This window comes from Candidatus Villigracilis affinis (assembly GCF_016705895.1).
Classification (GTDB): Bacteria; Chloroflexota; Anaerolineae; order Anaerolineales; family Villigracilaceae; genus Villigracilis; species Villigracilis affinis.
Window position 1 is genome coordinate 16076 of record NZ_JADJKT010000031.1, and the last position, 23810, is coordinate 39885.

Below are 23810 nucleotides of genomic sequence, written 5' to 3' on the forward strand. Positions count from 1 at the left end.
AGCCTGTTTCTCAAGATATTGGAATCATGATACCAACCCATCCACGATTTCCTGGCGGTGTTTGCGATAATCGCGGATGAGCGAATCGACACAGCGCGCAATGGTGGCGGGATTCTCACGATAGTGGACAACGCCTGCATCCAACTCCCATTCACTTTCGGGGATGGTTTTCAGGTAGGCGGTCAGCGCTTCTTTTGTGGAGGCGATGTCTTTCAGCAGTTCGTCCTGATCGGTGGACGGGAATTGGGTGATAAATTTTGCATTGACTTTTCGGTAGTCATTTGTGCCATCGTAAAAATAAAAAGGTTCTGCACCTTCGCGCAGGGCACTGCAACCAGCAAGGGTGATGCGGTTCCAGCCGATAAAATGCGCGGCGATGTCACGCGGGGTCCAGTCGCCGAGGGATTTGAGAATGTCTTCGGAGGCCAGACCCGTTAGCGTGTCGATGAAAGATGCGTAGGCGGTTTCCAGGTCCGCGAGTTGTTTTTCCTTGTTGTCGAACATGGCGGCTCCTTATTGTTGTTTCAAACTTTGGTATCCGCTGATGCCCATACCCAGCAGGGCGATACCGGTCAAGAAAAAGAACAGCGGAAAAAGGAAGTAGAAAGCCTCGGTGTTGGATACCATTTCGAATCCATCACTGCTGAATGCCCAGGTTGTGGTGATACAGCAAAGCCCAAAATGGGCAACGCCTGCGAGAATGGAAAGAATTGACCCGATCAAGCTGACTGGCTTGAAGGGCAGGCTTGCCAACCCGATGATGAAGAGAACGGATGCTCCGTATGGGATGATGACCATGGCGAAGACTGCGCCCATCGCGCAGCCCAGGTCGGCGTAGCTTTGACAGTTTTGTCCTCGGACCCCCTGGTAGATGCCAAAGCCGGTGATGATGATTCCAAAGAGCGTTGCGAATGCCGTGGAAATCCAGTAGATGAGGGTTTGCCTGCTCATCCAGTTATTTGTTCTTTAGCGCTGCATCCACTTCGTCGAGATGCTCGTTGCGGTGCAGGGCGCGGACAACCCAACGCTTGTTGTAATTGTAAATCTCTTCGAGCAGATTGGGGGAATAGATTTCGAGCCGCGCATCGAGGTCGGCGGAGGTTTCGATGGCGATCCGCGCCGCTTCACGCGGGGGGATGGCTGCCCACAGCGGCAGGGACAGGTCGTTGACGAAGATGTCGATTTCAGGGATGAATAATTTGCCATCCTGCGCGGTCCTATCCAGCACGTACATTACGCGGCGATCCCACCAGGCGAGGTGGGCGAGGGCAATGGCCACCGTCCAATGTTCGCCGACGCGGGTTTGCATTTCTTCGTCTGTGAGGCTGGCGGCCAGTTTCTTGATGCGCTCTGTGGAGGCGCGGTTGAGGTCATTGTAGGAAGGGTCGAGGGGCATAAAAGACTCCTTTACTGGGATGGTTTCTCATCTTTATTTTTTCGCGGCATATCAATAAATTGCAGACCGCTTCTCATTAATGTGATCCCGATTCTGGCGGTTGTTGAAAGCGCCCAGAGCGGAATGCCATATACCAGTATTTCACGCGGTATTTGAAGCGATCCGTTTTCCAGCACGAATGAAATCTCTTTTGAGATCATGCCATCAAGGAAAATGAAGGCGCTGCTATCGGTGAATAGCTGGGATATCTCGACCACGGTCCAGATGATTACGCCTGTGCCCGCCAGCGCAAGGAATGCGCCGACGATCTTTGCGACCGAAAATCCGCTGAATGGATATTCGTTGTCTGAGTTGTAGATTGACACTGCTTATTTCCCTTTCGAGGTGGGGCGGATTATTTATAAAATAATCTAAGTTGGCACATCAATCCTAATGCCCTGCTTTCGAGACAAACTTGATGAAATCGAGATCTCCGGATGATTGATTATAGCAAGGTGTTGTATTCAACAAGTGTGAGCGCTTGTTCTGGATTCATAATTTTGTACTCCAGTACCTGCTATTAAGTCTGCTCCAAAAACGAAAGCACAAGCTGATTGAATTCTTCGGGCAGTTCCATATTTGGGAGGTGGGCGACACCGTTCATGGTCGCTTTTTTCGCGCCGGGGATGTTCTGCGCGAGGAAATCTGCTCCTGCCAGAGTCCGTGGTGTATCCAAATCGCCTGTAATGACCAGCGCAGGGACATTGATCTCTGAAAGCCGATTAACTGCCGCAGGTGCAAGGGGAATTTCATTTCCGAGGTCTTCGGGCGTGTGCAGCGCAATGCGGTTCATTTCCCTGGCAAGCTCGCGCACGTTTGGGTTGACCTGTTCTGCTGTACGCTGTGGACCATCCACCCAAATTTGCAGTTCCAGTTCATTGACGAGGTCAAGATCGCCTGCCTGCTCCGCCAGTTCCAGTTGTTCTTCCTGCTTTGGCGGTTCACCATTGAAGATAAACCCACCAAGCGCCGGGGCGACCAGAACAAGAGCCTTTGTCATTTTTGGATGTTCAAGAGTGAAGTCCGTGACCGTCTTTGCCCCTTGTGAACATCCAACGAGGATCGCCTGTTCAATGCCAAGAAATTTCAAGAACGCATAAAGGTCATGGTATTGTGAATAATCCCCAGCCACCATGGCCGTCTTTCCAAATCCGCGCCTGTCATAGCGTACGGCTTGATATTGCCGTGCAAAGGTGTCAAACTGACCATCCCACATCCTGCAATCTGCGATCCCTGCATGGACAAGCACAAGCGGAAACCCCTGTCCGCTGACTTCGTAATAAAACTTTGTGCCGTTTATCTCTGCAAATCCATTTTGCGTCATTGGCTGGCCTTTAACCGTAAATTTTCCAGCATCTTTCTTGTCGATTCAGCGATTTCGTCGATCGCGCGTTGAAATGCTTCTTCGTTGGCCTTCGAAGGCTTTCGATACCCGCTAACCTTCCGTACATATTGCAATGCGGCTTCCTGGATCTCCTGCTCGGTGACAGGATGATCCATGTTTCGCAGGGGTTTGATGCTTCTGCACATGATGATCCTCAGTGTAAATTTTGGGGGCCCGAAGTCGCAAAGGTTTGGTGGCCTGGGGGGCTCGGAGTGCTTGGTCATTACGCCTTCGGCCAATCCAACAGCAAGACTTCTGTTAATAAACGTGAATTTACATTGCGTTCCATCTTCTCCAGCGCGGATTCGAGATCGCTGACCACGCGGCGGGCGGTGGGGAGGTCGAGACGGCCTGCGAGGAATTCGATCTCCATGTTGCGGTCTACGTTGATGAGCGGGGTTTCCGCGCCAGCCACGCGCAGCATCACATCGCGCCAGTAGGAAAGCCAGATCAGGAAAGTCTGGCGCATGGCGTCCTTGTCTTTGGAGAGTTTCTCGGCGTAGGAGAATTTTTCCACACGCGGGGCGGGAATGAGGGTTTGCAGGTCGTTCAGGTATTCTTCGCGTTTTTCAAGCACGGTCACATCATCCACGAGGCTGCGGGCGTAGCCGGGGCGGCCTCCGCTGATGTGGGCGAGCAGGCGCGCGCGTTCCTCGTCTACACCTTGATCGAGCAAATAGGACTCGATGGCTTTGACGGGCAGCGGCCGCATCCGCAGGATCTCACAGCGTGAAACGATGGTGGGCAATAATTGTTCGGGAGTGTCGGCGGTCAACAGCAGGATGGCGTGTGCGGGCGCTTCTTCGAGTGTTTTCAGCAGCGCATTGGCGGCATTGTCATTGGCTTCCTGAAAACGCAGGAACAGGGCCATGCGATATTTCGATTGATACGGTTTGAGCGACATTGCACGCTGCACCTCGCGCACCTGATCCACTTTGAGTGTCCCGCCTTCGGTTTCAGCCTGGATCACGTTCATGTCAGGGTGCTGCATGGCTTCGATCTGTTTGCAATCGCGGCAGGTTCCGCAGGGCACGCCGGGCGCGATGGGGTTCGGGCAGTTCAATGCCTGGGCGAGATGCAAAGCCAGTGTGCGGCGCCCCAGTCCGGGAGGTCCACAGAAAAGATACGCGTGGCGTGCCTCGCCGCGTGCCGCGTGCTGGCGAAGCATATCCACCGCCCATTCATGTCCGAGCATGTTCCAGTTATCGATCATTGTGGTCACAGGTTTGAAAGTTACAAGTTGTGGATTTTATTCTTGTCCTGCGCGCAGGCGCAAATACGAATCATATCGTTCGGGGTGAATTGTACCCGCCTTCAACGCGGCGAGAACGGCGCAGCCTGGTTCATGTTTGTGCGTGCAATCGCTGAACTGACAATTCGGAACGAGGTCGCGTAGTTCGGGAAAATATGCATCCATTTCTTCGGCGGAGGTATCCCACAGCGCGAGGCTTTTCCAGCCCGGCGTATCGGCTACGTATCCGCCGCCGTTGAGCGCGAACAGTTGGCGTGTGACAGTGGTGTGGCGGCCTTTGTTCATGGCTGTGCTGATCTCGTTGACAGCCAGCCCCAGCCCGTCTTGAATTGCATTCAATAAACTGGATTTTCCCACACCGCTTGGTCCTGCCAGCGCGTTGATTTTATTTTGTAATTGCGCCTTCATTTCATCCAGCCCTGCGCCGGTTTTCGTGGATGTGTAAATTACGCGATAGCCGATCGATTCGTACAGGCCGAAAACTTCCTTTGCATTTTCAACAAGATCGATTTTGTTGGCGATGATCACAGCGGGAATTTTTTGTTTTTCAGTGATCACAAGGAATCGATCCAACATGCGTAATTTTGGATTTGGATTCGCACACGCGAAAACGAAGACGGCCTGATCGGCATTTGCCAGCAAAATTTGCTGATACTCACCCTGAGGCCGCGGATCCAACCTGACGATGGCCTGCTTGCGCTCATCGACAGTTTCTATCGCCCCGGAACCATCTGCCCCGATCGTGATTTGGACATGATCGCCCAGTGCGGCGATATCGCCGATGGCGCGTCCGCGTTTGAGTTTGCCGCGTAACTGGCAAATGACAAGGCCCTCTCCGGTATCCACAGTAAAGAAACCGGATTGGGCCTTAATGATCAAACCTTGTTTTTGAATTTCGTTTGTCAAATGTTTTTCCTTTATTTATCGTCCTTCGACTGCGCTCGAAAAGCACTCGCTCCGCTCAGGATGAAAGGGGTTTATGGTAAACCGTTTCCGCCGCCGAATGGGGTGGGGGTGTAGGGCGGTTCGCCGATGGGACCGAAATCATAGAAGATGCGCTGCGGGCTGCCATAATAATAAGTCTCGACCATGGCGCGGAAGATGGGCACGGCATACTCGGAGCCTTCACCAATGTTTTCAACGATGACGGCGATGGCGATATCGGGCAGGCCTGTATCAGCCGCATTCAGGGTGTAGCCTGCAAACCACGCGTGCGATTTGCCATTGCCTGATTCGGCGGTGCCGGTTTTGCCAGCTACATCAAATTGCAGGCCGCGCAGGTTGAAGCGGGCTGTTCCGCGCGGGTCTTGAGTCACCATCTGCATGGCCTCGCGCAGGATGTCGAGATTTTCAGAGCGCAGGAGGAGTGTGCCATTTGCTTCGGGGCGGAAAACGAGTTTGGGATCTCCGTCGATGGGCTGAATCTTCTCGATGATCTGAGGCCTGTACAAGGTCCCGCCGTTTGCGATGGCGGCAGTAAATCTTGCCACTTGCAGCGGCGTCACTTGCATGTCACCCTGTCCAATGGCTTGATTCACAGCATCCAAAGTGGTGGCTGGGTTTGTGATCTGCCCGGCGGCTTCCTCCACCTGCTGGATGCCAGTGGGGGCGCCAAGACCGAAGGCACGCGCCATGTTGGCGATATCTGACCCGCGATCAAAGTTGGTGTACAAATCCCAGCCGATCTCCCAGAAGTATGGATTGCAGGAACGCATCAAGCCTTCCTGCAAATTGAGCAGGCCTGATGGTATGCTGTCTGAAGTATCACAGAAGAGACCTCCGGCGATGCGGTCCTGACAGTGTGACCAGGTCCAATCGTGAAGGACTTCATTCAGTCTTGTGAAATCGTATTTACAATCGTAAGGTGAGTCTTTGGTCCAAAGTCCGCTTTCGAGCGCGGCAGACATGGTGATGACCTTGAACACCGAGCCGAGCGGATACTGTCCCTGTGTGGCGCGATTGAGCAGCGCGCCTTCGGTCAGCAGGTTTGCGCCGCCTGCGTTCGGGTTGTTGGCTTCAAAATAGTTTGGGTCGAAATCCGGGGCGGATGCGATCGCAAGGATGCGGCCTGTATCCACTTCCATCACGACCACTGCACCGCGGAAGAATTCGATGGATCTCTGCGCGTATTTTTGCAGGTTGCTATCGAGGGTCAGGTAGATCGAGTCGGCGGGTTGAGCCGTGCTTTGGCCGAGGGTGGAGACGATCTGTCCGTTGGGGCCGACGACGCGCAAAATGCCGCCGTGCTGCCCGGCCAGATATTCTTCGGCCCATTTTTCAACACCAGACTGACCAACACTCTCGCTGCCGTTGTAGCCGAGGCGGCGATAGGAGTTAAGTTGTTCGGGCGAGATCAGTTGTGTGTAGCCGACCGATTGGGGTGCGAGGCCCGTGCCGAAGTGATAACGCGAGTTATATTCATCGGAGATGACCAGTCCGCCGGGGCTGATGGCGAGCAAACGCTGGGCTTCCTCGCGTGTGCCTTCGCACATGGGCAGGTAATTGCCCGGGCCGCTTGCTTCGATCTGGTCTTTGATGTATTCGGGGTCAAACCCGCACAGTTTGCCCAATTCGGATGTCAGGGCTCCCTGCATTTCGAGGTCGATCTGGTCGGTTTGAATGCCGAAGGCGAAGGCATCCGCCTGTGAGACGACAGGGAGACCGTCGCGGTCATAGATATCGCCGCGCGCAGGGACGCTGTATTCCATTTTGAGCACGTTACCGCCCGCAAGTTCGGGCATGATGATCGTGTCGTCCCAAATGACTTTCCATGCCCCTTCTTCAATGACAAGGCGCATGACGATGTTCCGCTGCAGGTCGCCAGCCAATACGGTCTTGTAGGTGACGTTGTAGCCTACTTCGGCTTTATAGGGTGTGATCAGGGATGAATTGACCGCGAATTCGACGCTGGATGCGCTCATTTCGTTCAGTGCAGTATTCCAGCGTTGGGAGAAATCCTCCAATGTCAGCACATCACGGCTTTGTTGAGCCAGCAGGGCGTACATGGTTTCGAAGTCATCTTTTTGCAATGCCTGTAAAAAAGCGGTGACTGCTGCCTGTGCATCGGGCGCAGGGATGATGGTCACATGCGCGGTGGGCAGGGGGGTGGGGGTGGCTAAAGATGGGAAAATTTCACTGATGCCCCCTGTTCCGCCTGAACTGCAGGAGGAAAGAAAAGCCAGTATCAGAATAATATTTATCCAGCGAAAAACTTTCATTCGTTTCCTTTCAATTAACCATTCGATGCGCCGCTCAGGATCGCGCCTGAAACCGGGCATTCATAATTCAATAATCGTTGACAGGCCGTGGGCACATCTGCACGGGGTGGCACGTCCAGCTTTTGCAGGGTCCGCACCACATGACACATGGGCAGGCCCATCACACTGGCATAACATCCGCGCATGGATTCGACAGGTTGAAAATCGGGATGCTGGATGGCGTATGCGCCGGCCTTGTCGAGCGGATCGCCTGTTTGGATGTAGGCTTGCACTTCATGGTCGGAGTAGGGCCGCATCGGCACATCGGTGACGCATAATTCGGTCAGCGTTTTGCCGTCGCTCATGCGGTAAATCGCCACGCCTGTGTATACCTGATGGGTCTTCCCGCGTAATTGCTTGAGCATGCGTTCGGCATCGGCTTCATCTTTTGGCTTGCCGATGATCTCGTCGCCGTCGATCACGGCGGTATCTGACCCGATGATGATGGCTTCGGGGTTTGCCTTGCCTGCAACCGCCAGCGCTTTGGCTTGCGCGAGGCGCAATACATAATCTTTTGGTGTTTCGCCTGTCAGTTGAGTCTCATCCACATCTGAGACGATGACATCGAACTTCCAGTTCCCAAGTGCAAGCAATTGTCTGCGGCGCGGAGAGTTGGATGCCAGCACAAGTGTGGCTGTATTTGTCATGCGCAGGATTCTAACACAGACTTTTTTACGACCTTAATCAGGGATGAAAGGGTGGTTTTGGAAGAAAACGAAAGCTGGGGGAATCTTTCGCGCACATTCGCGCATATCGCGATAGAGACGTAGTAGGTACTTTTTTATTCCCCACTGGCAGGTTATTCCTTCACGTTGTACAATGTGAGAAAATCTGTCTAGTCAATGCGGAGGCAAAATGCAGTTACTGAAAGATCGAATTTTGAGCGATGGGAAAGTGCTGGGGAATGGAATTTTGAAAGTGGATGGCTTCGTCAATCATCAGGTGGATCCGTTGTTGATGGATGCCTGCGGGCGGGAATTTGCAAAACGGTTTGCAAACGTCGGTGCAACAAAAATCCTCACGGCTGAAATTTCGGGCATCGCGCCTGCCGTAACCACAGCCGTTCATATGGGACTGCCCGTGGTGTACGCGCGCAAGAACAAGCCCATCACCATGCCAGACCAGGTGTATCTCACCCTCGCGCCTTCGCATACGAAGGGACGCATGGTCGAGTTGATTGTCTCTCCTGAATATCTCGAAAACAACGAAAAGGTTTTGATCATCGATGACTTCCTCGCTTCGGGCGCGACCATCCTCGGGTTGGTGCGTCTGGCAGAAGCCGCTGGCTCACAGATCGTCGGCATCGGCGCGCTGATCGAGAAATCCTTCGAAGGCGGTCGGGATGCGCTCGCTTCGCTGGGCGTACAGGTCGAATCGCTGGCTTGCATTAAGTCACTTGACAACGGCAAAATCGAGTTCGTGGATTAATCACGGATTATATTTCGCGCGTGATGCATTGCGGAAACTTCTTCGGCTTCGACTTGTTTCTCGTTTTATCGGCTGGATTCTTGCCTACATGAGTTTTCTCATCCCAGTCACCCGCCTCCGTGAAACCCCGAGCCTGATTGCGTTTCATCATCCTTCTCCAAGCTATAAATTTCACGTGCTCATTGTCCCGAAGCGGCAGGTGGATTCCCTTGCCAACCTCGACCCATCCGACACCGCTTTCCTGACCGACCTGTATGCCACGGCTCAGAGTCTTGTGAACGAATTCCACCTCAACGCCTACCGTCTCATTGTGAATGGCGGGGAGTATCAGGATTTTCCGCATTTGCATTTTCATCTTATTTCAGATTGAAAGGGTAGGGGCACAGCGCCGCTGTGTCCCTACAATATAAATACGTTTATGAACTCTATTGCCATCCTCGATTTCGGCTCTCAATACGCGCAGATCATTGCGCGCCGCATCCGTGAAGTGAACGTTTATTGCGAATTGTTCCCGTGGGATGCTCCGCAGGAAAAAATTCTCTCCATCAAACCCAAAGGCTTCATCCTCTCCGGCGGACCCAAATCCGTGTATGAAGAGAACGCGCCTTATATCCAGAAGTTCATCCTTGAATCGGGCTTGCCGATCTTCGGCATTTGCTACGGCATGCAGGCGTTGACTCATGCACTGGGCGGCGAGGTCAATCCATCCAATGAGCGTGAGTTTGGATTTGCCGAGATCGAGCCTTTGGTTCCCAACACAATGCTCGATGCCATTTCCAAGGTATGGATGTCGCATGGCGACAAGGTGACACGCCTGCCTCAGGGTTTTGTGCCGCTCGCCAAAAGTGGAAATAGCCCCTATGCTGCCATCGGGGATCTGCAGAGAAAATATTTCGGCGTGCAGTTCCACCCCGAGGTGAATCACACCCCAAACGGAATCGAATTGCTCAAGCATTTCGCCATTGATATCTGCGGCGCAAAACCCGAATGGACGCCCGCTTCCATTATTGATGAAAGCGTCAAGCGGATTCAGGCACAGGTGGGCGATCAACGTGTCCTCGCGGCGGTTTCGGGCGGCGTGGATTCTTCGGTGGCGGCGGCTTTGGTTCACAAGGCGATTGGCGACCAGTTGGTGTGCGTGTTCGTGGATACGGGTCTGCTCAGGCACAACGAAGGCGAGCAGGTCGCATCCGCTTTTCGGGGCGGGTTGGGTGCGGAATTAATTACCGTGGAAGCCAGTGCAGATTTTCTCGGTGCGCTCGCAGGGATAACTGATCCTGAACAAAAGCGGAAGATCGTCGGTGAGAAATTCATCCGCATTTTTGAACAGCAGGCCAAAAACGTCGGCCAGCCGAAATTTTTGGTGCAGGGAACGATCTATCCCGATGTGGTGGAATCGTCTGCGCCTGACCGCAACAAGGCCGATAAGATCAAAACGCATCACAACGTCGGTGGGCTGCCAAAGGATATGCAATTCGAGCTTGTTGAACCGCTGCGCTATTTATTCAAAGATGAAGTCCGTTTGGTGGGGGAAGCGCTTGGGCTGAGTGAATCTCTTGTTTGGCGGCAACCGTTTCCAGGTCCAGGCTTGACCGTGCGCTGTCTCGGGGAGTGTACGCCGGAGCGTGTATCCCGTTTGCGGGCGGCGGATGCGATCCTTTTGGAGGAATTATCCAAAGAAGGATTTTTAGGCAAGGGCGCCAAGACTTCGCAAGCCTTTATGGTGTTATTGCCTGTGAAGTCGGTGGGCGTGATGGGCGATTACCGCACGTATCAGGAAGCCGCCGCCATCCGCGCCGTGGTGACCGATGACTTTATGACCGCCGATTGGGCGCGCCTGCCGTATGACCTGCTGGCGAAGGTTTCGAGCCGCGTTGTGAATGAAGTGGATGGAATCAACCGCGTAGTATACGATGTAACCAGCAAACCGCCCGCGACGATTGAGTGGGAGTAGGGATTTACGACTTTTGATTGGCGATTGTGGAAGACGAATCGCTGTTTGGGAAATGATATGGGATGTTGATATGAACTTTGATTACGGCGATACCCTGAAACAAGCTGCACAGATGACGTGGCGACACAAATCCTTTTGGGTGCTGATGACGCTGCAAATGCTGCCATCCATGTTGATGATTCCTCTTTTCTTTTTCGCCCTTTGGTTTTTGGAAAATAGCCGCAACGGGGTTGGTGGAGTATGGATGGTTGTTTTCGTGCTGGTTTTGTTTCTGCTGCTCATTGCCAGTTTTCTCCTCATGGCATATTCCCACTCAGCTACGACTCTGGGAGTTATCCGCGTGGATCGGGGGGAGGAGAATATTATTTTCATGGATTTACTGCGCGATGCTCTTCCGTTTTATGGGCGTAGTTTGGGGTTGATCTTATCCATTCAGTTGACCATTGGGATGGTTTTTACGGTTATCTTTATGTTCATCGGGTTGATTTCTGTTGTGACCATGGGGATCGGGGCTATTTGTGCCCAGCCAATCATCCTGCTGTTGACTCCCTTATCCATGCTTTTAATGGCATTCATGGAAGCCGCGCAGACCGCACTGATCGCAGAAAACCTCAATGTGCTGGATTCCTTGAAGCGTGCCTTGCAGGTGGTCCGCGAACACGTGTGGAAGTATGTGATCATTTCGCTGATCGCGTATCTCGGCACATCCATTGTCACCAGTTTCATCTCCATACCGCTGACACTCCCTGCTGTTTTCATTGCCATGTCCACCGAATCGATGTCCCTGTCCGATTCGCAGACGGGAATGGCTGTCATGTTTTCCATGCTGTGTTGTTTCTTTCCCCTGATCTTTGCCCTCTCCGGTGTGACCCAGGCATTTATCAAGGTGACTCTCGGTCTTACCTACCTGCGGCTTGCCCGTCCAGCAGGGGAGCAGGTCATTGCCCTCGAAGAGCAAGCTCCCTAAAAACTGCAAACCCGAACCGCCGGAGACGGCGGTTTTTTCATGTAAACCCCCTCTTGGCGTCCAAAATCAGCAGATTTGGATATCAAGCTTGTAAATCCAAAAATCCCTACGTGGACGGATTTAATCGGGTAGTGTATGATATTACTTGTCAGCCGCCCTTATGGCTCGTGGGCAAAGGACAATTACGATTGAATTTAGAGTTGGTTGTGTGATATTTTGCTCTCGTCTTTTTGCCGCGAATAAATACGATTTTTGGCAAACTCTAAACTCAGGAAATTCAAGGAGATCATATGAATTTCAACTTTGGTGAAGTTCTTACCCGCGCCTGGCAGCATGTTTGGAAACACAAGGTCTTGTGGGTTTTCGGGATTCTGGCAAGTTGTGCACGGGGGAATGGCGGCGGGGGCGGCAATAACTCAGGCTCTCGATATCAAACTTCTGGGGATGACCTCCCGTTTTCAGGCGGCGAGATCGAGCAGACATTTACTCGGTTTGGTCAATATCTTGAGGATAATCTCTGGATTATTGCCGTTTTCATCGTAGCCATTTTTCTGCTCTCGTTAATCTTCTTTACCATTGGCATGATGGGCAGGGCTGGTCTGATCAAAGGCACGTATCAAGCCGAGATGGGTGCAGAGAGCCTGCAATTCGGCGAACTTTGGTCAGAGAGCATGCGTTTCTTCGGGCGCATCTTTGGTCTGAATTTTCTTTTTAGCTTTCTATCCTTTGTGATCGCCCTTGTAATTTTTGTGCCATTGATTTTCCTGGGCGTGGCCACGGCCGGTGTTGGCCTGCTTTGCCTTTTACCGCTCATCTGTCTTTTGATTCCCATCGCGATTGCGATTTCGATTGTGATTGAGCAGGCGCAGGCTGCGATCGTGATCGAAGACCTCGGCGTGATGGACGGCCTCAAACGCGGATGGGAGATTGCCAGATCCAATATTGGGCCAGTGATCGTGATGGCGCTTATTCTCGGCATTGGCGGCGGCATTGTTGGTACGATCATCTCCCTGCCGTTGATTTTAGCAGTTGTCCCCGTTGTGATCGGCGCAGGTTCTTTGCGTGAATCCCTGACCCCGGTGTATATTGCATTGGCTTGCTGTCTTGTATATTTCCCAGTGCTTCTTTTTTTCAACGGTATTCTCTCCGCCTACATCCAGTCTGCATGGACGTTGACCTACATGCGCCTGACTGCCAAACCCAAAGAGGAAGCTCCTGTTTTTGTTGAGGCCGATGCGTAAGTTTTTTGCCTTGCTTCTCAGCCTGGGGCTTTTGTTTGGCGCCGCTTCGAATGTGCGCGCCCAGCAAAACCTTGCCTCTGCGGATCTATACCCCGCGGATGCTTCAGCTTTCCCGACTGTTTCCGCCTTTTTGGATGTCTTCGACACGAATGGAATTTTCGTTTCAGGACTCAAGCCCGAAGCTGTTTCTGTTATCGAAGACAGTCAGCAGCTCCCGGTGGATTCTCTGATCGAGATTGCCGTGCCGTTGCAATTGGCCGTTGCCGTGAATCAAGGTCCGCCTCTCGATGCACGTGACTCGACCACGAATACTTCCCGCTTTCAACGCATTTCGCAGATTTTGGTTCAATGGGCACAGAGCCGTCCCGCAGACCTTCCCGATGACTACAGTCTCGTCAGTCAGGCTGGGCCAGTCATCAACCATGCCAGCGCCGCGGATTTTGTTGTGGGGCTCAATACCTTTCAGCCTGATTTTCGCGCCGCCACACCCAACCTGCAATCATTGGCCATCGCGCTTGACACGGTCAGCGCGCAGACCACACGACTCGGGGTGAAGCGTGCCATTCTATTCATCACTCCGCATACTGACGATATCAATATCGCCTCCTCGTTGGAGCCGTACGTCCAACGCGCCATTGAAAATGACATCCGCATCTTCGTCTGGTTTGTGGATCTTGAAACGACATTTACCACCACCAGCGCGGCGGCATTCAATAATCTCGCCATTCAAACGGGCGGGAGCATGTTCAAGTTCTCCGGGCTGGAAAGATTCCCCGACCCTGAATCATATTTTGCGGCGCTGCGACGCGTGTACGCGCTTTCGTATACCTCGCGTTTGAAAGCCGCAGGCGAACATTCCTTAATTGTGAAAGTGATCCTGCCTGCGGGGCAGTTGACTTCTGCTGAGCAGAAATTCGTCATGGATATCCAGCCGCCGAATCCATTCCCGGTCACGACCTCTTTACAGATCACACGGCGTGCCCCTGAAGATGACCCTTTCAATACTGAAGTCCTTTTACCTGCCGTGCAGGAAGTGGAGATCATCGTCGAATTCCCGGATGGACATCCGCGCCCGTTGACGCGCACCACCCTGTACGTGGATGGCACGATCATGGATGAAAATACCGTGGAGCCATTCAACCTGTTCACATGGAATCTGGCGGCTTACACCAGCACGGGCGAACATCAGATCATGGTCGAAGCCGTGGACACTTTGGGCTTGAGCAAAGCCAGCATGCCTGTGCCCGTTGTCGTGACGGTGGTCCAGCCGCCGAAAGGCATTTCCGCTTTGCTGGCGAGGTATCGCACGCCCATCACATTTGGCGCGATCATCCTGGCGGGGCTTGTGCTGTTTGCGATCCTCATCAGTGGCAGATTCCGCATGCCGTCCATCCGCGCTGCGCAGGAGGCCCGCCGCGCAGAGATCGATCCGCTTACACAGCCGATCCGTGCCCTGAATCCGATGCCTTCTCTGGTGGAGGAAAAAAACAAAAAGCGCCGAACCACTCCAAAGAAAACCGTGACAGTTTCAAAGTCAAATGGAGATGCGATGGCGTCCTTCATCCGAATTAATGGAGATGGTGTGCCCGCTGTCGCGGCGCCGATCCAACTCTTTGAAAAAGAGATCACTTTCGGCACTGACCCCGTGCAATGCACCCAGATTTTGGATGATTCCTCCATTGCGCCCATGCACGCGCGGCTCAGGCAAACTGAAGACGGCGGATTCCTGCTTTTGGATAACGGCTCGATCGCCGGTACCTGGGTGAATTACGAGCCTATCCCCCGTGAAGGCTATCGGCTTATGCACGGGGATATGGTAAACTTTGGTCAATTAAGTTACAGGTTCACGCTTCGGGTACCACCAGTGAACCAAAAACCAAAAATCACGGTATATAGCATCGAAGAATGATTCGTTCTTCCCTTCCTCACTTACACATTGCAGCACTTAGTCATGCCGGGATGTCTGGCAAGAATAATGAAGACCGTTATGCGGTTTCATCGTTCCAGCTAAGCAAGGATGATTCGCGCCCGTCACTCTTTGCCGTGGTGGCCGACGGTATCGGGGGACATCGCGCCGGAGAAGTGGCCGCCGAACTTGCGGTCAATTACATCACCGCTGTTGTTGCTGAAAGTAATGCCAAGAAACCCATCAGTATTCTTGAAAATGCCATCCACCATGCCAGCCAGTCCATTGCTTCGCACTCAGCGGGCAAAGAGGAAGAGGACGGTATGGGCTCCACCTGCGCCTGCGTGTGGGTGATCGAGAACAGGCTGTACACCGCCTATGTTGGCGATTCACGCATTTATCTTTTGCGCGGCAAACATATTCAGCGCCTGACCATTGACCATACCTGGGTGCAGGAAGCCTATGAAAAAGGCATCATCACCGCCGAACAAATGCACGACCACCCGAACCTGCATGTCATCCGCAGGCATCTGGGCGGATTGAAATTGCCCGATGTGGATTTCCGCTTGCGGATCGACGATACAGAATCGAATGAAGAGTCGATCAACAATCAGGGTTTTCATCTTGCCCCCGGCGATACCATTCTGATCTGTAGCGATGGCCTCACCGACTTGGTGTGGGATGACGAGATCCTGAAAACCATCCGCTCCAAAAAGGATATGAAGGCCGCAGCTGAGTCGCTGATCAATATTGCGAACGAACGCGGTGGTCACGATAACATTACTGTTGTGATGATGACCATGCCTTATTTGGAGGAAACAGGCAGAAAGAAAGCGGGCATCCTCGATTGGTTGTTGGGAGAAGATTAAAAATAAAGGGTCACGAAGATTTCCTTCGTGACCCTTTTTGATTCTTTGTGATGCCTCTTTTGGGGAATTTGCCTTCGGCCGCTTCGTACTCCGCCGAAACCTGATTCAACAACAAGGAACAGAATCTCAGCCTTGTCAGGTCTTTTTCACATCATTTTCACGGTCAAGCCATAGCTCGCGGTATTTTCTATTCCAATCGATCAAGAACCTGACTGCGATCACAGCGCCCATGCCCAGTGCAGCCCACATCGAAATATCGCGGATGTTCAATAGCCACAGCGCAGGCGTAGCGAGAACGCCTGCAAATACACTCGCCCGCGCCGAATGGCGGACCGTCAGCACAAGCAGAAGCAATAAGCCAAAACAGACAAGGAATGCCAGCAGATTAATCGCCAGCAAAGCGCCGCCTGTGGTCGCCAGTCCCATTCCGCCGCGGAATTGAGCGAAGACGGGCCAGCAATGCCCAGCCACTGCAAAAGCGGCGGTGATTGCAGCGATATAGGGTTGGCCGATCTGTAAAGCCAGATAGGTTGGAATGAACCCCTTGGCGAGGTCTAAAGCAAAGACGAGCGCACCCCAGCCAAACCCCGCCTGACGAATCGTGTTGGTTGTGGTGGCATGACCCGAGCCTGCATCACGCACATCCACTTTTTTTACGTAGCGGGTGACCCAAATGGAAAACGGGAGTGATCCGCACAAATATCCAAGAATGGGGAGGAGGATGGGAAAAGCGGTTGTCATGGTAGGGTTGGGCAGGAGGAGAGATCGGGGAAGAATTCCTGTCCGTATTTTAGGAGCAGGTCACTTTCTTCGATGGGGAAGGTGAGCAGCACCGATAACAAACGCGATTTGTTCAGCGGTTCGGCCCACAAGCGGATTTTATATGGCTGGCCTTCCTCCACGGCATCCACTTCGTAAAGCAGAAGCTTGTCTTTACTACAGGATGCCACAAGCGTGGCTTCGTCGTAGCCTTCGAACATGACCTTCAGGGCATCTTCATTGTAGAACCATGAAATGTCATCGGTGCCCGCTTCATCACAGAACAAATATATAGTGACATCGGCAAGCGATGACATGGTGCGATGAGTCCACGAAACGGTGGCTTGCAGTTCCTTGACCGTGTAACTGCGCAGCCAGTTCACTTCGGTAAATAATTCCTTTCCGAATTCCAGCGCATATTTGACGTCGTTTTCGGTGGGTTGCAGGGAGGCGCAGCTGACACTCAGGTCAGATTTTTCGGTGCTTTGCGATCCGCAGGCGCTGATGAGCAGGGCAAGAGCAAATGCAAAAATAAAGGGATAAATTTTTTTCATTGGTTTTCTCCTCTATGGCGAGTTATTCCGCCAGTGTGTTGCACCAGGCGGGCGTTTTTTTGATTAATTGAGAGAATCTATTCTTATAGATTCTCTGGACCTCTTGTTATCGCGGCACCTTGAATGGGGTTACGTCAGGGTCGATGATCTCGTCGAATTCACGGGCGGCGAGATGTCCGCTGAAAATGGCTTGGGCGATGATGTTGGGGGCTTCGGCATCGCCGATCAGCCGCAGAGATTTGAGTTTGCCTTCGGCGAGTGCGGGTTTGAGCTCGTGATAGAGCGCATCGTTGGGGATTCGGTCTGTGACCATGACGATGGCATCGCAGGGCAGAGTCGATTCAGCGGAGGTGATGACGTTCGTGACTGTGGCAGTTTTCGGGTCGTGCGAAGCGATGACATGGTTTGGGAGCAGGGAGATGTTTAGGTCATGCATCCGCTTGAGGATGCGATCCTGTTCGAGGGTGAATTGAGTCCAATATGAAATGCTGGGGGCGGGAGTCATCAATGTGACTTCGCAGCCGTTTTGAGTGAGCAGCTCAGCGAGGACGCCGCCCATGTAGTAATGGTCGTCGTCGTAGATGAGGACTTTGCCTGAAGGAAAATTGTTGTTCATCAAGTCGTCGGGTGTGAAAATTTTTGCACTGCCTTGCACGGGGCGTGTGAGGTAACGGCCCATGCCGTCGCGCCGCCAGGTTGCACCCGTGGCGAGGATAACATGCGGCGCGCCCGCTTCGAGAACGTCTTGCGCGGTCATTGGGCTGGAGGGATAGAAGAAAATGTTTTCGGCCTTATTGATCTTTGTGAGGCGGTAATCCATGACGCGCCGCCATTCGTTGAGGTTGGGCAGGGCTGATTCGAGCAGTACGCGCCCGCCTGCTTCGCGCCGCGCATCGGTGAGGATGACATGATAACCGCGCTGACCGAGTGCGCTTGCGGCTTCGAGCCCCGCAGGCCCTGCGCCGACGATGAGGATTTCATCTGCGCTTTTCTTTGGTGCGATGATCTCAGGATGCCAGCCGCGCCGCCATTCTTCGCCCATGGTTGGGTTTTGTGTGCAGCGAATGGGAACGAAGCGTGTATCGCCGGTGACGCAGATGTTACAACCAATGCACTCGCGGATGTCTTCATGTTTGCCCGCTTTGATCTTGTTTGGCAGAAAGGGGTCGGCGATGCTGGGGCGGGCCGCGCCAATAAGGTCCATGATGCCGCGCTCGATGGCTGAGACCATTGAATCGGGTGAGGTATAGCGTCCCACGCCAACAACGGGTTTGGTGGTGAGTTTTTTGACGAAGGAAATATATTTTTCCTGGTGGCCTTCTTTTCCAAAACGGGAAGTGACCGAATCGTTTGCCCAGTTGCTGACGTTGACATCCCACAGATCGGGAAGTTCGGCGAGCATACCAACGATATCCTGTGCTTCACCATCGAATTGCATGCCGTCAGCGCCGAGCAATTCATCCACTGCAAAGCGGACGGCGACGGCGCAGGTATCGCCGACGGCATCCTTTGTGTCTTCGATGAGTTCGCGCAAAAAACGCACGCGGTTCTCGAGCGAGCCGCCGTATTCATCAGTGCGGTCATTGTCTTTGGAGAGCAGGTGAAAGGCCAGGGTCATGTTGTGTGCGGCGTAACAGTAGACAATGTCGAAGCCCGCCTTTTTTGCGCGGATGGCGGCGTTACGGTGCCATTTGCGAACCTGTTTCAGATCCTCTTTCGAGGCGGCGCGGCTTTGACCGGGTTCATATCCGCTGCCGCCGGTGATGCCTGCCGAACGCGGCCCGAAGGCGGCGGCGCGTGAATAAAGATTCGAGGCATCGTGGCTGTTGTAGGTGAGTTCGATGCCAGCCAGCGCGCCGTGTTTGTGGACGGCTTCGGTCATCAACTGCCAGGTGGGGATATCGTCATCGCTCCAGATGCGGCCTTCGAAGAAAGGGGAAAGGTCACTGGTGTAGTGAATTTCGGTCTCCTCGGTGCAGACCACGCCCCAACCGCCTTCGGCTTTCATTCCACGCATGGCGGCCATGCCTTCGGGCATCCGCCAGCCGAATCCGTTGCAGTGCGGCACTTGATAGAAGCGATTCGGTGCGGTGACAGGACCGATCTGGATGGGTTGGAAGAGAATGTCGTAGCGTGAGGTCATAAAAAACTTCCTTGTCCCTAAAGGTTTCTAAAACCTTTAGGGTCTAGGTTTTAGGAGCAGTTTGGCAGGTTGGGAAAGAGGCGGATGGAATAATCGTCGAGAAGCGACTGGGATTCCGCTGGAAATACGATCATGGTGACGATGATGCGGTTGTCCGTATCGCTCTGGACCCAGTAATTGATCTTGTACTCGAAGCCAAGGTTGTAGGTTTTGAATTGGTACAACCTGATTCCTGAATTGAGTTTGCATTCGGCGATGGATTCGTAGCTTTCGTAATTGGCGAAGATGGCGCTCCAGTTGGTGTCGCTGAAATCGCGGTTGAGGTCGGGTTCTTCGTAGCCGCAGGGCTTGATCCGTGCTTCGAGGTAGGCGACTGCGCCCTGCACGATGTTCTGCCAGGTGACGGAATACGCGCCTTCCAGCGCGGCTTCGCTTTGATCCCAGTCTGAATCGAATGTATCGCCTGTGTAGGAGAGTGCGCGGTCAATATCTTGTTGGGTGGGCTCAGACGAGATGCAAACAGGCGTAACCGTTGGCAACGGTGTGTTCGTTGCTACGACTCTGGGGGTGGATGTGATTGTGGGAGGGGGGAGCGGTGTGGAAGTGGGCGGTGGTGCGGGGGGCTTTCCACAGGATGAAAGAATAACTGCGGCGATAAGGAGAATGAAGATTTGTTTTTTCATGTTATCTCGTCTGTATCAGAGTTTGATACAGACGAGTATAGCACGACAAAATAGGCGGGGCAATTTAATTACACAAACGCGGTTTTATGCTTTTGTCCCTGTGAACATGCGCACGAAGAAGTCGGATTTGAAAATGATCTGCCGATTTTCGAGTTGGGCCTGATTCAAGTCGGCATTGATTTTGTCCATGCCAGCCTGATAAATTTCTTCGCTGAGCAGAGCCAGTTGTGACGTGGCATTATGCTTGATGAAGGGATCGTTCAGCACGGCCTTGCCCACATGCAGGTTTTGAATGTGCTCCACATTTTGCATTTGGAAGCCTTGAAAGCCCGCTTGGTTCATCAGGATTTCAATCGTTCTGGCCGAGGGATAACGGTTGAGGTCGGTTTCGTACACGGTATCGAAATAATCGTAGATGTACCAGCTGCCGTCTCCACTGTGCGGGTCATGTCCGATGATTGCCAATGTGCCGCCAGGTTTTAGAGCACGGAAGGCTTCGTTGACAAAGGCGGCATGGTCGCCGAAGTGATGAATAGCATCCACACAGTAGATCAGGTCAAAGGTCTCGTTTTGATATGGGAGTTGAGTGGCTGTGCCGCGAGTCAACTGGATGGGGGCGGGCTGATTACGAGCCTGTGCGATCATCCCCGCCGAATAATCCATGCCGTAAAGCTGGGGCGTGACTTGATGTAACAGATTCAGCCAGAAGCCTGTGCCGCTGCCCGCTTCCAGGATACGCTGAGATTTGGTTCGTTTGGCAAGTTCGAGCAGGGCTTGTCCACGTTCCCAGAATTGCGTGGAGGGATACCTTTGGTTATATTCGGGTGCGATCTTGTCGTAGTTAAGATGTTTGGTTTGCATAAACACTCTGAATTCATGGGGCAAAAGTTTCTTACTGATTTCTTCTTGTCAGAGTTGTCGGTTATAGAACGGGAAGCGATGATCGAATTTCAAAAAGACCACCCTATTATCTTGCTAAACTGGATAAGTTAATTCTTTATACAAACATACGTGGATGCAAACAAACGCAGAAAACGCTGATCTTTCGCTTTTATCAGCGTAAATCAGCGTTCACCTATGTCCCAAATTAAATTCGGGGTTGATCATGTTTGTTGTTCGGGTACGATTTCCTTCACACGTCCCACCTGCCCATCCATCAAGCGGACTTTGATGCCGTGCGGATGATTAGGCGATTTGGTGAGGATGTCTTTGACGATTCCCCTGGTAAGTTTACCCGTGCGCTGGTCCTGTTTCAGGACGATCAGTACGGTGATGCCTGGTTTGATGTTGGTTCGGGTTTGACCGTTCATCAATCATGCTCCATGGCTGTCATCCACGGGCGGATCTCGAAGATGAGCAGGCCCGATTTCACGGCAGGGTCATCGGCGGCGAAGGCTTCGATCTCTTCCTGCGAAACCTCTTTGGTCGTGACCATCATCCCGCCGACATCGGGGAGAAGGAAGGGTCCGCCCAGTTGGAGCTTACCCTGCTCATGCAATTTCAAATAATGCCCCACGTGCTCGTTGACTCCATCCTGCTGGCGATAGTCCACGCTGTATTGCCATTTGGGGCCAGGTTTGTGGATGACGACGAATCGAATGGGGCGTGCGGGTTGATTTGTCATTTTGTTTTTGCCTTTCACATTTTAAAGTTGAGATGTTTTGAAATTGACAGATGTCCTAACTCAACAATCCTCTTGCGAATGTCAGGAATGCCTGCACGTCGTTGAAGTTCGTGACCATGCCTACAGAAATGCGCACGGCTCCTGATGATTTTCCGTCAATGCACAGGCGGAAGTCGTCGATGCTCATTTTGTCTTTGTGGTCGGGGGAAGTGAAGCACACGTCCAATTCCACGCGGGAGATGCCGAGCGCCACTTCACCCGCGCCGGGGTTGCAGAAACAGCCCGTCCGCAGTGAGATGTTGACCTTGTTGGCTTCACTTTCGATAAAGCGATGATCGAAGGCTTTGCCGTTCTTGTCGTAAAAATTGACCGTGACCGCGCCGCCTCTTCCTTCGCTGGTAGCTGGTCCGAACAAACGGACAAGCGGCTCCCCGTTGCTGTGTTTCATGGCGGTCAGGTTTTGCAGCAGCCAGCCCGTAAGCGTTCTGACCCTTTCGCTGATGGAATCATAGCCGATGGATTCGATGTGCTTGAGTCCGATCTCGATGGCGGGGATGTTGAGATAATCGAGCGTGCCATCTTCGAAGGCGGGGGCGCCGTCGGCGAGATAATATTTATCACCCTGCACCGATGCGACCGTGATGGTTCCGCCCGCGAACCAGGGACGATGCAATTTCGAAAGCGCGGATTTGCGCGCGATCAATGCACCCAGCCCGGTGGGGTAGCCGAAGATTTTGTAAAACGAAATAGGCACGAAATCAGGTTTGACTTTGCTCAAATCGAGCTTATTGGTTGGCACATAAGCGGCGGCGTCGAGCAGCACATCCCAGCCGTGGGTGTGGGCTTTCTCGATCCACTCCAGCGGATGTTTGACCGAGGAGAAGTTGGATTGCGCGGGATATGCAAAAAGGTTGTATCCGTTCTTCGAAGGCCGCGCCAGTTCCAAGTCCAGTTGTGAAGCGTCGACTCTCATCTCGGGCAGCATAACTGGAATGTAAGTCACCTCTGCGCCGCGTGCATGTGCAAATTCCCGAATCCCATTCACCGAATTGTGATTGTCGAAGGTCAATAAATAACGCCCGTTCGGGAAGGGGTAACTTTCGCCAACGAGTTTGAGCGCGCTGCTGGCGTTGGATGTGAAGATGGCGAGATATTCGTTTGGATCGGCATTGAAGAATTTGAGGATGTACTCGCGCGTGCCTTCGACCAACTCGGTAGCTGCCAGTGAAGTGGGGTTGGACGAATGCGGGTTGCCGTAGACGTTCTCGTTCAAAAGTTTGTGATGTTTTTGAATTTGCGATTCGGCATAGATGCCGCCGCCCGTGTAATCAAGATAGACATGCTCGCCCGCATCGAGTCGGAAGTAATCTGTTTTGCGAAGTTTATCGAGCGCTTCTGTTTTTTTGTAAGATGGATATTGCTTGAGAAAGGTTTCGAGTTCGTTTGATGACATAAGTGTTTTCCTGTCTTCGCCCTTCGATTACGCTCAGGACAAAATTATATTTTCACCGGGTTGCTCAACTTGCCGAGACCTTCAATCTCCACATCCACCATGTCGCCGTTCTTTAATTCGCCCACGCCCGATGGCGTGCCTGTGAAAATGACATCGCCAGGCTCCAGTGTCATCACGGATGAAATGAAGGCGATCAAAGTATTGATGTTGAAGACCATGTCACGCGTGGATGCCATCTGGCGCATCTGGCCGTTCACGCGGCAGGTCACCACGGCGTCGGACGCATCGAACTCGGTGTCGATCCACGGACCGAAGGAACAGAAGGTATCAAAGCCTTTGGCGCGGGTCCATTGACCGTCTGATTTTTGCAGGTCGCGCGCGGTGATGTCGTTGCCGATGGTGTAACCGAAGACATATTCCTTCGCGTTTTCGGTGGTGATGTTTCGTCCGCGTTTGCCGATGACGACGACCAATTCCGCTTCATGCTCCACCTGGCTGGATTGCGGCGGCAGGACGATGTGTTCGCCGTTCGAGATGATCGAGGAAGGCGGTTTCAAAAAAATGAGCGGCACTTTGGGGACTTCGTTGCCCAATTCCTTTGCGTGTTCCACATAGTTGCGGCCCACGCACAGGATCTTGCTTGGTACGCAGGGCGCGGCCAGTTTCAATTCTCCAACAGGAATCTTTGCCTCGCGGCGGCGGTATTCACCGAAGATATCACCCTGAATTTCACCGACCTTGTCATCCAACATCCAGCCATACACAGCCTTCTCGGGCAGGTACGGCGCTTCACCATTGGTTTGATAACGAACGATTTTCATGCGTCTCCTATGTCACCACGAAGTAAAAACAAAAATGCAGGACAAACTGGGTTTGCCCTGCATCTATTATACAAGCCAAC

Annotated in this window: 26 protein-coding genes; 7 read left to right on the forward strand and 19 right to left on the reverse strand. The window is 52.9% G+C overall.

What is annotated here, in order from left to right:
- Positions 1 to 24: 24 nt before the first annotated feature.
- The 10 genes from IPI86_RS14495 to IPI86_RS14540 all read right to left on the reverse strand — a co-directional run bounded on the left by IPI86_RS14495 (position 25) and on the right by IPI86_RS14540 (position 7975).
- Positions 25 to 504 (reverse strand): ClbS/DfsB family four-helix bundle protein, encoded by a 480-nt coding sequence (locus IPI86_RS14495; RefSeq protein ID WP_345298719.1) that lies wholly within the window; start codon positions 502 to 504, stop codon positions 25 to 27.
- A 9-nt stretch (positions 505 to 513) separates the two neighbouring features.
- A complete protein-coding gene (locus IPI86_RS14500) occupies positions 514 to 951 on the reverse strand; it encodes a hypothetical protein (protein ID WP_345298720.1) in 438 nt (145 codons plus the stop codon).
- Between the two features lie 4 nt (positions 952 to 955).
- Positions 956 to 1396, reverse strand: a complete 441-nt coding sequence (locus IPI86_RS14505) for a DinB family protein (protein ID WP_345298721.1) — start codon at positions 1394 to 1396, stop codon at positions 956 to 958.
- 11 nt (positions 1397 to 1407) lie between these two features.
- On the reverse strand, positions 1408 to 1761 hold the full coding sequence (locus tag IPI86_RS14510) for a hypothetical protein (RefSeq protein ID WP_345298722.1): 354 nt from the start codon (positions 1759 to 1761) through the stop codon (positions 1408 to 1410).
- A 194-nt stretch (positions 1762 to 1955) separates the two neighbouring features.
- Entirely contained in the window at positions 1956 to 2759 is an 804-nt protein-coding gene (locus tag IPI86_RS14515) for an alpha/beta hydrolase (RefSeq protein ID WP_345298723.1), read from the reverse strand.
- A complete protein-coding gene (locus tag IPI86_RS14520; RefSeq protein ID WP_345298724.1) occupies positions 2756 to 2965 on the reverse strand; it encodes a DUF2277 domain-containing protein in 210 nt (69 codons plus the stop codon). Before IPI86_RS14520 ends, IPI86_RS14515 begins: the two co-directional genes overlap by 4 nt.
- Positions 2966 to 3042: 77 nt before the next feature.
- Positions 3043 to 4032 (reverse strand): DNA polymerase III subunit delta', encoded by a 990-nt coding sequence (gene holB / locus IPI86_RS14525; protein ID WP_345298725.1) that lies wholly within the window; start codon positions 4030 to 4032, stop codon positions 3043 to 3045.
- A gap of 36 nt (positions 4033 to 4068) precedes the next feature.
- Positions 4069 to 4977 carry a ribosome small subunit-dependent GTPase A gene (gene rsgA, locus IPI86_RS14530; protein ID WP_345298726.1) on the reverse strand — a complete coding sequence of 303 codons (909 nt, stop codon included), beginning with the start codon at positions 4975 to 4977 and terminating at the stop codon, positions 4069 to 4071.
- Between the two features lie 71 nt (positions 4978 to 5048).
- A complete protein-coding gene (locus IPI86_RS14535; protein ID WP_345298727.1) occupies positions 5049 to 7289 on the reverse strand; it encodes a penicillin-binding transpeptidase domain-containing protein in 2241 nt (746 codons plus the stop codon).
- A gap of 14 nt (positions 7290 to 7303) precedes the next feature.
- Entirely contained in the window at positions 7304 to 7975 is a 672-nt protein-coding gene (locus IPI86_RS14540; RefSeq protein ID WP_345298728.1) for a Maf family protein, read from the reverse strand.
- A gap of 208 nt (positions 7976 to 8183) precedes the next feature.
- Here IPI86_RS14540 and xpt point away from each other — a divergent pair, with 208 nt between their 5' ends.
- The 7 genes from xpt (at position 8184) to IPI86_RS14575 (ending at position 15693) form a co-directional block, all read left to right on the forward strand.
- Positions 8184 to 8756 carry a xanthine phosphoribosyltransferase gene (xpt, locus tag IPI86_RS14545; protein WP_345298729.1) on the forward strand — a complete coding sequence of 191 codons (573 nt, stop codon included), beginning with the start codon at positions 8184 to 8186 and terminating at the stop codon, positions 8754 to 8756.
- A gap of 88 nt (positions 8757 to 8844) precedes the next feature.
- Complete coding sequence (locus tag IPI86_RS14550; RefSeq protein WP_345298730.1) at positions 8845 to 9126, forward strand: HIT domain-containing protein; 282 nt, start codon at positions 8845 to 8847, stop codon at positions 9124 to 9126.
- 48 nt (positions 9127 to 9174) lie between these two features.
- The gene (gene guaA, locus IPI86_RS14555) at positions 9175 to 10710 is read left to right on the forward strand and encodes a glutamine-hydrolyzing GMP synthase (protein ID WP_345298731.1); all 1536 of its coding nucleotides are present in this window, start codon (positions 9175 to 9177) and stop codon (positions 10708 to 10710) included.
- Positions 10711 to 10780: 70 nt separating this feature from the next.
- Positions 10781 to 11677: a hypothetical protein gene (locus tag IPI86_RS14560; protein WP_345298732.1), complete on the forward strand. Its 897-nt coding sequence runs from the start codon at positions 10781 to 10783 to the stop codon at positions 11675 to 11677.
- 290 nt (positions 11678 to 11967) lie between these two features.
- Positions 11968 to 12918, forward strand: a complete 951-nt coding sequence (locus IPI86_RS14565) for a hypothetical protein (protein ID WP_345298733.1) — start codon at positions 11968 to 11970, stop codon at positions 12916 to 12918.
- Complete coding sequence (locus IPI86_RS14570; RefSeq protein ID WP_345298734.1) at positions 12911 to 14827, forward strand: FHA domain-containing protein; 1917 nt, start codon at positions 12911 to 12913, stop codon at positions 14825 to 14827. The genes IPI86_RS14565 and IPI86_RS14570 overlap by 8 nt, the downstream gene beginning before the upstream one ends.
- Positions 14824 to 15693 (forward strand): protein phosphatase 2C domain-containing protein, encoded by an 870-nt coding sequence (locus tag IPI86_RS14575; protein ID WP_345298735.1) that lies wholly within the window; start codon positions 14824 to 14826, stop codon positions 15691 to 15693. Before IPI86_RS14570 ends, IPI86_RS14575 begins: the two co-directional genes overlap by 4 nt.
- Before the next feature lie 135 nt (positions 15694 to 15828).
- Here the strand turns inward: IPI86_RS14575 and IPI86_RS14580 are convergent, their stop codons facing one another.
- The 9 genes from IPI86_RS14580 to IPI86_RS14620 form a co-directional block, all read right to left on the reverse strand.
- Positions 15829 to 16434, reverse strand: a complete 606-nt coding sequence (locus IPI86_RS14580) for a glycerol-3-phosphate acyltransferase (RefSeq protein WP_345298736.1) — start codon at positions 16432 to 16434, stop codon at positions 15829 to 15831.
- A complete protein-coding gene (locus IPI86_RS14585; RefSeq protein WP_345298737.1) occupies positions 16431 to 17006 on the reverse strand; it encodes a hypothetical protein in 576 nt (191 codons plus the stop codon). The genes IPI86_RS14580 and IPI86_RS14585 overlap by 4 nt, the downstream gene beginning before the upstream one ends.
- 106 nt (positions 17007 to 17112) lie before the next feature.
- Complete coding sequence (locus IPI86_RS14590; protein ID WP_345298738.1) at positions 17113 to 19149, reverse strand: FAD-dependent oxidoreductase; 2037 nt, start codon at positions 19147 to 19149, stop codon at positions 17113 to 17115.
- A gap of 50 nt (positions 19150 to 19199) precedes the next feature.
- Complete coding sequence (locus IPI86_RS14595; RefSeq protein WP_345298739.1) at positions 19200 to 19832, reverse strand: hypothetical protein; 633 nt, start codon at positions 19830 to 19832, stop codon at positions 19200 to 19202.
- An 84-nt stretch (positions 19833 to 19916) separates the two neighbouring features.
- Positions 19917 to 20693 (reverse strand): class I SAM-dependent methyltransferase, encoded by a 777-nt coding sequence (locus tag IPI86_RS14600; protein WP_345298740.1) that lies wholly within the window; start codon positions 20691 to 20693, stop codon positions 19917 to 19919.
- A gap of 242 nt (positions 20694 to 20935) precedes the next feature.
- Positions 20936 to 21142, reverse strand: a complete 207-nt coding sequence (locus tag IPI86_RS14605; RefSeq protein WP_345298741.1) for a YwbE family protein — start codon at positions 21140 to 21142, stop codon at positions 20936 to 20938.
- Complete coding sequence (locus IPI86_RS14610; RefSeq protein WP_345298742.1) at positions 21142 to 21456, reverse strand: YciI family protein; 315 nt, start codon at positions 21454 to 21456, stop codon at positions 21142 to 21144. The genes IPI86_RS14605 and IPI86_RS14610 overlap by 1 nt, the downstream gene beginning before the upstream one ends.
- Before the next feature lie 55 nt (positions 21457 to 21511).
- On the reverse strand, positions 21512 to 22909 hold the full coding sequence (locus tag IPI86_RS14615) for an aminotransferase class V-fold PLP-dependent enzyme (protein WP_345298743.1): 1398 nt from the start codon (positions 22907 to 22909) through the stop codon (positions 21512 to 21514).
- Positions 22910 to 22953: 44 nt separating this feature from the next.
- On the reverse strand, positions 22954 to 23730 hold the full coding sequence (locus tag IPI86_RS14620) for a fumarylacetoacetate hydrolase family protein (RefSeq protein WP_345298744.1): 777 nt from the start codon (positions 23728 to 23730) through the stop codon (positions 22954 to 22956).
- Positions 23731 to 23810: the final 80 nt, after the last annotated feature.

What these genes read in the sequence shown, in the direction of transcription:
- IPI86_RS14495 (WP_345298719.1), bottom strand. Translation starts at nt 504, where the DNA reads ATGTTCGACAACAAGGAAAAACAACTCGCGGACCTGGAAACCGCCTAC.
- IPI86_RS14500 (WP_345298720.1), bottom strand. Translation starts at nt 951, where the DNA reads ATGAGCAGGCAAACCCTCATCTACTGGATTTCCACGGCATTCGCAACG.
- IPI86_RS14505 (WP_345298721.1), bottom strand. Translation starts at nt 1,396, where the DNA reads ATGCCCCTCGACCCTTCCTACAATGACCTCAACCGCGCCTCCACAGAG.
- IPI86_RS14515 (WP_345298723.1), bottom strand. Translation starts at nt 2,759, where the DNA reads ATGACGCAAAATGGATTTGCAGAGATAAACGGCACAAAGTTTTATTAC.
- IPI86_RS14520 (WP_345298724.1), bottom strand. Translation starts at nt 2,965, where the DNA reads ATGTGCAGAAGCATCAAACCCCTGCGAAACATGGATCATCCTGTCACC.
- holB (WP_345298725.1), bottom strand. Translation starts at nt 4,032, where the DNA reads ATGATCGATAACTGGAACATGCTCGGACATGAATGGGCGGTGGATATG.
- IPI86_RS14535 (WP_345298727.1), bottom strand. Translation starts at nt 7,289, where the DNA reads ATGAAAGTTTTTCGCTGGATAAATATTATTCTGATACTGGCTTTTCTT.
- IPI86_RS14540 (WP_345298728.1), bottom strand. Translation starts at nt 7,975, where the DNA reads ATGACAAATACAGCCACACTTGTGCTGGCATCCAACTCTCCGCGCCGC.
- xpt (WP_345298729.1), top strand. Translation starts at nt 8,184, where the DNA reads ATGCAGTTACTGAAAGATCGAATTTTGAGCGATGGGAAAGTGCTGGGG.
- IPI86_RS14550 (WP_345298730.1), top strand. Translation starts at nt 8,845, where the DNA reads ATGAGTTTTCTCATCCCAGTCACCCGCCTCCGTGAAACCCCGAGCCTG.
- guaA (WP_345298731.1), top strand. Translation starts at nt 9,175, where the DNA reads ATGAACTCTATTGCCATCCTCGATTTCGGCTCTCAATACGCGCAGATC.
- IPI86_RS14560 (WP_345298732.1), top strand. Translation starts at nt 10,781, where the DNA reads ATGAACTTTGATTACGGCGATACCCTGAAACAAGCTGCACAGATGACG.
- IPI86_RS14565 (WP_345298733.1), top strand. Translation starts at nt 11,968, where the DNA reads ATGAATTTCAACTTTGGTGAAGTTCTTACCCGCGCCTGGCAGCATGTT.
- IPI86_RS14570 (WP_345298734.1), top strand. Translation starts at nt 12,911, where the DNA reads ATGCGTAAGTTTTTTGCCTTGCTTCTCAGCCTGGGGCTTTTGTTTGGC.
- IPI86_RS14575 (WP_345298735.1), top strand. Translation starts at nt 14,824, where the DNA reads ATGATTCGTTCTTCCCTTCCTCACTTACACATTGCAGCACTTAGTCAT.
- IPI86_RS14580 (WP_345298736.1), bottom strand. Translation starts at nt 16,434, where the DNA reads ATGACAACCGCTTTTCCCATCCTCCTCCCCATTCTTGGATATTTGTGC.
- IPI86_RS14585 (WP_345298737.1), bottom strand. Translation starts at nt 17,006, where the DNA reads ATGAAAAAAATTTATCCCTTTATTTTTGCATTTGCTCTTGCCCTGCTC.
- IPI86_RS14590 (WP_345298738.1), bottom strand. Translation starts at nt 19,149, where the DNA reads ATGACCTCACGCTACGACATTCTCTTCCAACCCATCCAGATCGGTCCT.
- IPI86_RS14595 (WP_345298739.1), bottom strand. Translation starts at nt 19,832, where the DNA reads ATGAAAAAACAAATCTTCATTCTCCTTATCGCCGCAGTTATTCTTTCA.
- IPI86_RS14600 (WP_345298740.1), bottom strand. Translation starts at nt 20,693, where the DNA reads ATGCAAACCAAACATCTTAACTACGACAAGATCGCACCCGAATATAAC.
- IPI86_RS14605 (WP_345298741.1), bottom strand. Translation starts at nt 21,142, where the DNA reads ATGAACGGTCAAACCCGAACCAACATCAAACCAGGCATCACCGTACTG.
- IPI86_RS14610 (WP_345298742.1), bottom strand. Translation starts at nt 21,456, where the DNA reads ATGACAAATCAACCCGCACGCCCCATTCGATTCGTCGTCATCCACAAA.
- IPI86_RS14615 (WP_345298743.1), bottom strand. Translation starts at nt 22,909, where the DNA reads ATGTCATCAAACGAACTCGAAACCTTTCTCAAGCAATATCCATCTTAC.
- IPI86_RS14620 (WP_345298744.1), bottom strand. Translation starts at nt 23,730, where the DNA reads ATGAAAATCGTTCGTTATCAAACCAATGGTGAAGCGCCGTACCTGCCC.